Origin of the sequence: Methylobacterium crusticola (assembly GCF_003574465.1) — a bacterium.
GTDB lineage: Bacteria > Pseudomonadota > Alphaproteobacteria > Rhizobiales > Beijerinckiaceae > Methylobacterium > Methylobacterium crusticola.
The window spans coordinates 22,601-31,892 of sequence record NZ_QOWC01000097.1; the positions used below are offsets into that span (position 1 = coordinate 22,601).

Annotated in this window: 8 protein-coding genes; 5 read left to right on the plus strand and 3 right to left on the minus strand. The window is 75.0% G+C overall.

Annotated elements, in window-relative coordinates:
- Positions 1 to 55 precede the first annotated feature (55 nt).
- Positions 56 to 1,051, minus strand: a complete 996-nt coding sequence (locus DT057_RS21820; protein ID WP_128564214.1) for an adenosine kinase — start codon at positions 1,049 to 1,051, stop codon at positions 56 to 58.
- 168 nt (positions 1,052 to 1,219) lie between these two features.
- Between DT057_RS21820 and DT057_RS21825 the strand changes: the two genes are divergently transcribed.
- From DT057_RS21825 to DT057_RS21840, 4 genes are all read left to right on the plus strand, one after another.
- The gene (locus DT057_RS21825; RefSeq protein WP_128564215.1) at positions 1,220 to 2,041 is read left to right on the plus strand and encodes an SDR family NAD(P)-dependent oxidoreductase; all 822 of its coding nucleotides are present in this window, start codon (positions 1,220 to 1,222) and stop codon (positions 2,039 to 2,041) included.
- A 5-nt stretch (positions 2,042 to 2,046) separates the two neighbouring features.
- Complete coding sequence (locus DT057_RS21830) at positions 2,047 to 3,024, plus strand: alpha/beta hydrolase (protein ID WP_128564216.1); 978 nt, start codon at positions 2,047 to 2,049, stop codon at positions 3,022 to 3,024.
- Complete coding sequence (locus tag DT057_RS21835) at positions 3,024 to 4,520, plus strand: flavin-containing monooxygenase (RefSeq protein WP_128564217.1); 1,497 nt, start codon at positions 3,024 to 3,026, stop codon at positions 4,518 to 4,520. Before DT057_RS21830 ends, DT057_RS21835 begins: the two co-directional genes overlap by 1 nt.
- Before the next feature lie 188 nt (positions 4,521 to 4,708).
- Positions 4,709 to 6,364: a DEAD/DEAH box helicase gene (locus DT057_RS21840; RefSeq protein WP_128564218.1), complete on the plus strand. Its 1,656-nt coding sequence runs from the start codon at positions 4,709 to 4,711 to the stop codon at positions 6,362 to 6,364.
- Positions 6,365 to 6,416: 52 nt separating this feature from the next.
- On the opposite strand, the gene DT057_RS21845 is transcribed toward DT057_RS21840, so the two are convergent.
- Both DT057_RS21845 and DT057_RS21850 read right to left on the minus strand, forming a co-directional pair.
- A complete protein-coding gene (locus DT057_RS21845) occupies positions 6,417 to 7,664 on the minus strand; it encodes an acyl-CoA dehydrogenase (RefSeq protein WP_128564219.1) in 1,248 nt (415 codons plus the stop codon).
- 95 nt (positions 7,665 to 7,759) lie between these two features.
- Positions 7,760 to 8,698, minus strand: a complete 939-nt coding sequence (locus tag DT057_RS21850) for a protein-methionine-sulfoxide reductase heme-binding subunit MsrQ (RefSeq protein WP_128564220.1) — start codon at positions 8,696 to 8,698, stop codon at positions 7,760 to 7,762.
- 127 nt (positions 8,699 to 8,825) lie between these two features.
- Between DT057_RS21850 and DT057_RS21855 the strand changes: the two genes are divergently transcribed.
- Positions 8,826 to 9,152, plus strand: coding sequence for a hypothetical protein (locus DT057_RS21855; RefSeq protein WP_203236344.1), 327 nt, complete (start codon positions 8,826 to 8,828; stop codon positions 9,150 to 9,152).
- The last annotated feature ends 140 nt before the right edge of the window (positions 9,153 to 9,292 follow it).

Consider the following 9,292-nt stretch of genomic DNA (forward strand, 5'->3'; position numbering starts at 1 on the left):
TGGCGAACGTGTCCGGTGTCTCGTCCCGTCCCGTGACGGGCGTGCGACGGTGCCGTCAGAGGCCTGCCTGCGCGGCGAGCGCCGCCAGGTCGGCCTGCGGGCGGGCGCCGATGTGCTGGATCACCTCGGCGGCCGCGACGGCGCCGAGGCGCGCGCAGCCGACGTGGTCGAGGCCGCGGGCGAGGCCGGCGAGGAAGCCGGCCGCGAACAGGTCGCCGGCGCCGGTGGTGTCGACCACCTCCCGCACGGGCGAGGCCGGCACCGCGCGGGTCTCGCCCCGGGTCACCACCAGGGCGCCGTCCTCGGAGCGGGTCACGACCCCGAGGAGGTTGTCCTCCGCCCGCAGGGCCGCCAGGGCGGTCTCGGCGTCGGCGGTCTGGTAGAGGCTCTTCAGCTCGTGGATGTTGGCGAACAGGATGTCGAGGCTGCCGTCGCGGATCAGCCCGAGGAACTCGTCGCGGTAGCGGTCGACGCAGAACGGGTCCGAGAGGGTCAGCGCCACGGCGTTGCCGGCCCCGTGGGCGATGCCGGCGGCCTTCCGGAAGGCGTCCTTGGCGGCCGGCGGGTCCCAGAGGTAGCCCTCGAGGTAGACGTGGCGGGCGCTCGCCGCGGTCGCCTCGTCCACGTCGGCCGCGCTCAGGCCCTGGCAGGCGCCCAGGTACGTGTTCATGGTGCGCTCGCCGTCCGGCGTCACCAGCACGAAGCAGCGGGCCGTCGCCGGCCCCTCGGCCGCGGGGGCGACGCCGAACCGCACCCCGGTGGCGGTGAGGTCGTGGGAGAACAGCCGGCCGAGCTCGTCGTCCCGGACCTTGCCGACGAAGGCGGCGCGCGCGCCGAGCAGAGCCGCGCCCACCGCCGTGTTGGCGCCCGAGCCCCCCGACACGATGGTGGCCGGCCCCATGACGCCGAACAGGTGCTCGGCCCGCGCCTCGTCAATGAGCTGCATCGCCCCCTTGTGCACCCCCTCCCGCACCAGGAAGGCCTCGTCCGTGCGGGCCATCACGTCCACGATGGCGTTGCCGAGGACGAGAAGGTCGAGGGGGGCGGTCATGCGGGGCTCGCGGCGGAGTGGGCGTGGCAGGCGTCTCGCATCCGTCGCGCGGGGGGTCAAGCCGCGGGGGGCGCCGGCGGCCGCGCCGGGGTGCGCCGCCGCGCCCCTTGCGTTCGCCTGCCGCGCGGGCGATTCAACCGGACGAGGCACGCGGGGACGGAGCGGCGGGTGGCGGAGGCGTTCGCGCTGCGGGACAAGGTGGCGCTCGTCACGGGGGCCGGCAGCGGCATCGGGGCGGCGCTGGCGCTGGCGCTCGTCCGCAAGGGCTGCCGCCTCGCCGTGGTCGACCGCGACCCGGTCGGCCTCGGCCGCACCGTGGCGCGGGTCCAGGAGATCGGGGGCGACGTCTCCAGCCACCTGCTCGACGTCACGGACGCCGCCGCCGTCGCGGCCCTGCCGGAGGCGGTGCTCGCCCGGCACGGGCCGCTCGACCTCCTCGTCAACAATGCCGGGGTGGCGCTGGCGGGGCGCTTCGCGGAGCTCGATCTCGCCGACTTCGAGTGGGTGATGGACGTCAACTTCCGCGCCGTGGTGCGGATGACCCACGCCTTCCTGCCGCTGCTGGCGGGGCGCCCGGCGGCGCAGATCGTCAACCTGTCGAGCCTCTACGGCATCATCGCGCCGCCCGGGCAGACCGCCTACGCGGCGAGCAAGTTCGCGGTGCGGGGCTTCTCCGAGGCCCTGCGCCACGAGCACGCCGGGACGGGCCTCGGCGTGACCGTGGTGCATCCGGGCGGCGTCGCCACGGCGATCGCCCGCAACGCCCGGATCGGCGCCCGGCTCGACCCGGCGGAGGCCGAGCGCGGCCGGGCGGCGTTCGAGCGCATGCTGCGGCTCTCGCCCGAGGCCGCGTCCGAGCGCATCGTGCGCGGCATCGAGCGCCGGGCCCCCCGGATCATCGTCGGCGGCGACGCCCGGCAGGTGGTGCTGATCCAGCGCCTGCTGCCGGTGCGCTACTGGTCGCTGATCTCCCGCGCCATCCCGGAGTGACCCGCATGGCCTCCCTTCGCGCCCACATCTTCGACTGCATGGTCCGCTGGCAGGTGAAGCCGAAGCTCGCCCGCCACATGGACGACGTGGCGGCGGTCCGCCGGATCTTCGACCAGACCGGCTTCCCCGATCCCCCGGGCATCGCCTTCAGGCCGGGCCGCGTCGGCGGCGTCGCGGGCGAGTGGGCCGAGCGCGCCGGCCTCCCGGCCGCGGCGCCCCGGCTCCTCTACCTGCATGGCGGCGGCTTCGTCGGCTGCTCGGCGCGCACGCACCGGCCCCTCATCGGCGGGCTCGCGCGCCACGGCCTGCGCATCTTCGCGCCCGATTACCGCCTCGCGCCCGAGCATCCCTTCCCGGCGGCCCTCGACGACGCGGCGGCGGCCTGGGACGCCTTCGCGGCGCAGGGCCCGGCCGGCCTCGCGGGCGACTCGGCCGGCGGCAACCTCGCCCTCGCGCTGATGCTGCGGGCCCGCCGCGACGGCGCCGCCCTGCCGGGGGCCGCCGCCCTGTTCTCCCCCGCCACCGACATGGCCGGCACCGGCGCCTCGATGCGGGAGAACGCCCGCCGCGACGCGATGTTCGATCCGTCCGGGATGCACCACATGGTGCAGGCCTACGTGGCCGGCCACGACCCGGCCGACCCCCTGGTCTCGCCGCTCCTCGGCGACCTCGCGGGCCTGCCGCCCCTCCTCCTCCACGTCGGCGCCCGCGAGGTGCTGCGCGACGATTCCGTGCGGCTCGCCGAGAAGGCGCGGGCGGCCGGGGTCGCGGTGTCGCTCACGGTCTGGCCGGTGGTGCCGCACGTCTGGCAGTTCGCCGGCTCGTTCCTGCCGGAGGCCCGCCGCTCGCTCGCCGAGGCCGCGGCCTTCCTCAAGCAGCACGTGCCGGCCGCCGCGGCGCCCGAGCCGGCGGCCGACCCGGCTTCGGCAGGCGGCCCAACCGAGGCCGGGCACCCGGCCTCAGCCGGGCCGGAGACCGTCTGATGGAGGGGCCTGCGGCCTGGCCGACCGGAATCCTCGACGTCGTCGTCGTCGGCGCCGGCTTCTCCGGCCTCGCGATGGCGATCCGCTGCCTGGAGGCCGGCATCGACTCGCTTCTCGTGGTCGAGAAGGCCGGCGCGGTCGGCGGCACCTGGCACGAGAACACCTATCCGGGGGCAGCCTGCGACATCCCGGCCCACCTCTACTCGCTCTCCTTCGCCCCCAAGTCCGACTGGTCGCGCCTGTTCGCCGGGCAGGCCGAGATCGCCGCCTACCTGGGCGAGATGACGGAGCGCTTCTCCCTCGGCCGCCACCTCGCCCTGCGCACCGCCGTGACGGCGGCGGCCTGGGACGAGGCCGCCTCCCACTGGCGGATCGAGACCGACCGCGGCCCCCTGGCGGCGCGGGTGCTGGTCTCGGGCATGGGCGCCCTGCACCACCCGGCGGTCCCGGACCTGCCGGGGCTCGGCGACTTCGCCGGGCCGGTCTTCCACTCGGCGGCCTTCGATCACGGGGTCCCGCTGGCGGGCCGGCGGGTCGGGGTGATCGGCACCGGGGCGAGCGCCGTGCAGATGGTGCCGGCCCTCGCCCCGGAGGTCGGCGCGCTGGTGCTGTTCCAGCGCACGCCGCCCTGGGTGGTCCCGCGCAACGATGGCCCGATCGGGCCGCGCCGGCAGGCCTTGTTCCGCCGCCTGCCCGTCCTGCGCCGCCTGTTCCGCCAGGCCCTGTTCTGGTCGCGCGAGACCCAGGCCCTCCTCGGCTTCACCCGGGTCTCGGGCATGACCCGCCTCGGCGAGGCCCTGGCCCGGCGCCACCTGCGCCGGTCAGTGCCGGACCCGGCCCTGCGGGCGAAGCTCACGCCGCGCTACCGCCTGGGTTGCAAGCGGGTGCTGATCTCGGACGATTTCTACCCGGCCCTCACCCGGCCGAACGTGACCCTGGAGACCGAGCCGGTCCGCGCCGTGACGCCGCACGGCGTCGCCCTGCGGGACGGCCGCACGCACCCGCTCGACGTGCTGATCCTCGCCACCGGCTTCGACGTCACCGCGTCGCTGGCCCGGGTGCCGCTCACCGGGCGGGGCGGGGTGACCCTGGCGCAGGCCTGGGCCGGCCGGGTCGGCGCGCACCGGGGCATCACGGTCGCCGGGTTCCCGAACTTCTTCATGCTGCTCGGGCCGAACACGGGGCTCGGCCACAACTCCGTGCTGCTGATGATCGAGGCGCAGGTCGGCTACGTGCTGGCCTGCCTGACCGAGATGCGCCGCCGCGGCCTGGCGACCCTGGAGGTCGCGCCCGAGGCCCAGGCCCGCTCCCTCGCGGCGCTCCAGGCCCGCCTGAGCCGGAGCATCTGGCAGCAGGGCGGCTGCGCGAGCTGGTACCAGGACGGGACGGGCGAGAACATCGCGCTCTGGCCCGGCACGGTGCTGAGCTACCGCCGCTCCGTGCGCCGCCCCGCCTGGGAGGAGTTCGTCGCGACCCCGGAGACGGCCGCCCGGTGAGCTCCGGGCGCCGGCCCGGGCTGGACCCCGGGCGCCGGACGCGGTAACAGCACGCCATCCTTCAGACCCGTGGGACTTGAAGCGCGCCGCGAGCGCCGCCGCCCGTGCGGCCGGCCCTCTGCCGAGGCATCCGCCTCCGGAGCCAATCCGATCCCCGCGCGTCGACCTTCTCTCGGGATCCGTCTCACGTGCCTTTTCCTCAGCTCCCCGCCCCGCTCGGCCACGCGCTCACCGCGCGCGGCTACGAGGACCCGACGCCGGTCCAGGCCGCGGTCCTCCAGCCCGAGGCCGCCGGCCGCGACCTCGTCGTCTCCGCCCAGACCGGCTCCGGCAAGACCGTGGCGTACGGGCTCGCGCTCGCCGACACGCTGCTGGGCGAGGCCGAGACCATGGGCCCGGCCGCCGCGCCCCTGGCGCTGGTGATCGCGCCGACCCGCGAACTCGCCCTCCAGGTCCACCGCGAGCTGTCCTGGCTCTACGGCCCGGCCGGGGCGCGGGTGGTGGCGTGCGTCGGCGGCATGGACCCCCGGCGCGAGAGCCGGATGCTGGCCGACGGCGCCCACATCGTGGTGGGCACGCCCGGACGCCTGCGCGACCACCTGGAGCGCCGCAACCTCGATCCCACCGGGCTGCGGGCCGCGGTCCTGGACGAGGCCGACGAGATGCTGGATCTCGGCTTCCGCGAGGACCTGGAGTTCATCCTCGGCACCACGCCGGCCGAGCGGCGCACGCTGCTGTTCTCCGCCACCCTGCCCAAGGGCATCGTGGCCCTGGCCGAGGCCTACCAGCGCGACGCCCTGCGCATCGCGGTCGCGGGCGAGACGCGGGGCCACGCCGACATCGAGTACCGGGCCATCCGCATCCTGCCGCGGGAGACCGAGCTCGTGGTGGTCAACACCCTGCGGCTGGTCGAGGCGCGCACCGCGATCGTGTTCTGCAACACCCGCAACGCCGTGCGCCACCTCCAGGCGGTGCTGACCGAGCGCGGCTTCCAGGCGGTGGCGCTCTCGGGGGAGCTCGGCCAGGGCGAGCGCAACGCCGCGCTCCAGGCCCTGCGCGACGGGCGCGCCCGGGTCTGCGTCGCCACCGACGTCGCCGCCCGCGGCATCGACCTGCCGGGCCTCGGCCTCGTCGTCCACGCCGAGCTGCCGCACGATTCCGAGGTGCTCCAGCACCGCTCCGGCCGCACCGGCCGCGCCGGCCGCAAGGGGATCAGCGTGCTGCTGGTGCCGGCCTCGCGCCGGCGCCGGGCCGAGGAGCTGATGGCCCGGGCCGGGGTGGTGCCGATCTGGTCGGGCCCGCCGCCGGCCGACGAGATCCGCGCCCTCGACCAGGAGCGCCTGCTCGAGGACCCGCTGCTCACCGAGGAGCCGGCCGAGGAGGACCGGGCGATGGCGCAGTCGCTCCTCGCCCAGCGCTCGCCGGAGGACCTGGCGGCGGCCCTGGTGCGGGCCTACCGCGCCCGCCTGCCGTCTCCCGAGGAGGTCACGGACCCGGGCTTCCAGACCGGCAAGCCCGCGGCCGCCAGGCGCGAGGAGGGCCCGCGGGTCCCCTTCGGGGCGAGCGTCTGGTTCCGTCTCAACGTCGGGCGGCGCGACAACGCCGACCCGCGCCGCCTGCTGCCGATGCTCTGCCGCCGCGGCGAGGTGACCCGCGAGGAGATCGGCGCGATCCGGATCTTCGATCGCGAGACCAAGTTCGAGATCCGCGGGGGCGCGGCCGAGCGCTTCGCCCACAGCTTCGGCCGCACCGGCTCGGCCGAGCTCCAGGTCGAGGTGCTCCCCGGGGAGACCGAGGTGCCCCGCCAGCGCCCGCCCCGGCGCAACGTCCAGCGCCGCGGCTGAGTGCGGCGGGAGAGCCCCGCGGGAGACACTCTCCCGGCGGGGATCGCTGTCCTCAGAAGAACGCCTGGAGCCCCGTCTGCGCCCGCCCGAGGATCAGGGCGTGGACGTCGTGCGTGCCCTCGTAGGTGTTGACCGTCTCGAGGTTCTGGGCGTGGCGCATCACGTGGTACTCGCCCATGATGCCGTTGCCGCCGTGCATGTCCCGGGCCTCCCGGGCGATGGCGAGCGCCTTGCCGCAATTGTTGCGCTTCACCAGCGAGATCATCTCCGGGGCCATGCGGCCCTCGTCGAGGAGCCGCCCGACCCGCAAGGAGCCCTGGAGGCCGAGGGTGATCTCGGTCTGCATGTCGGCGAGCTTCTTCTGCACGAGCTGGGTCTGCGCCAGGGGCCGGTTGAACTGCCGGCGGTCGAGCGTGTACTGGCGCGCGCGGTGCCAGCAATCCTCGGCCGCGCCGAGCGCCCCCCAGGAGATGCCGTAGCGGGCCCGGTTGAGGCAGCCGAACGGGCCCTTGAGGCCCGAGACGTTCGGCAGCAGCGCGCCCTCCGGCACCTCGACGCCGTCCATCACGATCTCGCCCGTGACCGAGGCGCGCAGGGACAGCTTGCCCTTGATCTTCGGGGCCGAGAGGCCCTTCATCCCCTTCTCCAGGATGAAGCCCCGGATCTGGTTGTCGTGGGCGGGCGACTTCGCCCAGACCACGAACACGTCGGCGATCGGCGCGTTCGAGATCCAGGTCTTGGCCCCCGAGAGGCGGTAGCCGCCGTCGATCTTGTCGGCCCGGGTCTTCATGCCGGCCGGGTCGGAGCCGGCATCGGGCTCGGTCAGGCCGAAGCAGCCGACGAACTCGCCGGAGGCGAGGCGGGGCAGGTAGGTCTTGCGCTGCGTCTCGTCGCCGTAGGCGTAGATCGGGTACATGACGAGGGAGGATTGCACGCTCATCATCGAGCGGTAGCCGGAATCGACCCGCTCGACCTCGCGGGCGACGAGGCCGTAGGCGACGTAGCTCGCGCCGGCGCAGCCGTACTCCTCCGGCAGGGTGACGCCGAGCAGGCCGAGCTCGCCCATGGCGTTGAACAGCGCGCGGTCCGTCCTCTCCTCCGCGTAGGCCTCGACGATGCCGGGCAGGAGGCGCTCCTGCGCGAAGTCGCGGGCGGTGTCGCGGATCAGGCGCTCCTCGTCGCTGAGCTGGTCCTCGATCAGGAAAGGGTCGTCCCACCGGAAGGCGCCGCGGGCGCCCTCGTGGGGCTTGACCGGGCTGAGGTTGGTCTGGGTCGCGACGGCGGCGGACGGGGCGCTCATGCTCTCTCCTCCCGGGATCTCAAGCGAAAGATTTCCCGTGTCTGTAACCCGCACGCGGCCCGACCGCCAGGACGCGAAACCGCATTTCGCACGCCTCAGCCATGCGGCGCGGGCCGTGCCGCCCCGGCCCCCGCGGGCCGGGGGGCCGCGGGGCGCTCCTGGCGCACGGGCGCGGTGCGGGTGCCGGCCGCGGCCCGGGACGCGGCCGGCCTGCCGGCCGCCGCCCGCCCGCGCCAGAGGTTGAGCGGGACGACCGGGAGGACGCAGGCGAGCACCCACCAGGCGGGCCTGACGTCGTAGGAGAAGTCGAGGTTCGCGGCCAGCACCGCGCCGGCCGGAACGCCCGTGGCGAGGGCGTACCAGGCCGTCTCGACGGCCGCGGTGGCGAGGCCGGAGGCGAGCGCCAGGCCGAGCAGCGGCAGCGGCGTCGTCGGGACGCCGAGCCGGTGCATGAGCCGCCAGCCCATCAGGGCCAGGAAGAGGCCGCTCCAGAACACCGGCTTCGAGACGTCGATCTTCGATTGCAGGAAGTAGTGCACGAGCGCCAGGACGCCGATGGCGTAGACGAGGCGGTGCAGCCGCGGCCAGGCCTTCCCGAGCCGGCGGATCATCCCGTCCGTCGAGGTGGCGCCGAGGACCGCGAGGCCGACGAGCGCGACGAACCCGAGGGTGAGATAGATGCGCGAGGCGATCTCGGTCGCCACGCGGGCGAGGTCGAGCTTCTGGTCGCCGACGTAGAGCGCGAAGTGGATCAGCGCGTACGCGAGGGCCGTGAGCCCGACCATCCGCCGGACCAGGATCAGCTTGGGAAGCTGGGCGATGCGCCGCATCGGCGTCACCGCGAGCGACGCGACCAGGAACCGCACCGACCAGTCCCCCATGCCGTGCAGGTAGGCCGTGAGCGGCTTGGCGCCGAGGAGATCGAGGGCGTAGGCGCCGGTGAACCACAGGCCGGGCGCGAGCGCGCCGAGGAACACGGCGAGCTTGAGCCCGGACAGGCGTCCGGCGCGGTCGAGCCAGGGATAGGCGAGCATGGTGGGAGGAACCGCGGGATCTGGAGGAGGCTGAGGGCCGTTCGCCACAGATAAGCCGCGGGTTACCGCTTGACCGCGCCCGGCGACCACACGATGGCGTGAGACGTCGCGCCCCGAGGAGGCTTCCTTGCCCAGGTTCGACGCCCGCCCCGCCCTCCTCTGCCTGGTGCTCGCCCTGGCGCCCCTGCCGGCGCGGGCGGCCTGCACCGCGCCGGTGCCGCCGCCGGTCTCCGAGCGGCCCGTGAAGCCGGCCCTGCCGCAGAAGCCGCCCTGCCTGGACGCTAAGGGCGGCTGCCCGGGCTGGGAGGCCTACACCTACAACGACGCGATCAAGGCCTACAACGCCCTGCTCGCCCCCTACAAGACCGGCGCGGAGGCCTACGCCCGCAGGCTCAAGACCTACGCCGAGGCCGGCGTCGCCTACGCCAATTGCGAGATGCAGAGCCTGCAGTAGGGGGCCCGCGGGGCCCCGCGGGCCGGCCGCTCAGGCGACCGCGCGCCTGACCGCCTTGGGCAGCTCGACGTCGATCTCGAGGGTCGAGACCGCGTCGCCGCGCTCCATGGTGACCTTGACCTTTTCCTTGTCGATGGCGA